A 313-nucleotide genomic window follows, 5' to 3' on the forward strand; every position below is an offset into this window, starting at 1 on the left:
CGCGGGGTTCGCCTGGAGCTGCGCCGCCGAGGAGCTGAGCCCCAGCGCCCAGGTCGCGCCGAGGCCGAGATAGGCGGGCGCGCCGGCGGCGCGGTAATCCATCCGCAGGTCGGTCCGGCGCGCCAGCGCCCGCACCAGGAGGCCGCCGAAGATCAGGCTGAGGCCCCAGCTCAGGAAGGACGACACCATCGTGGCGGCGGCCACGAACCCGACCGCGCCGCGGCCGGAGCGCGGGACCCGCGCCAGCCGCTCGATCAGCGCCTGCATGGGCGGCGACACCGCCACCACGTAGCCGCCGATGGTCACGAAGGCC

The 313-nt window shown here is 76.4% G+C and carries 1 protein-coding gene; it reads right to left on the reverse strand.

Features of this window, described 5'->3' with window-relative positions:
- On the reverse strand, nucleotides 1–313 hold a 313-nt coding region (locus ACLBXO_RS31970; RefSeq protein WP_447687943.1), incomplete at both ends, for a TIGR00366 family protein.

This window comes from Methylobacterium sp. C33D (assembly GCF_053345825.1).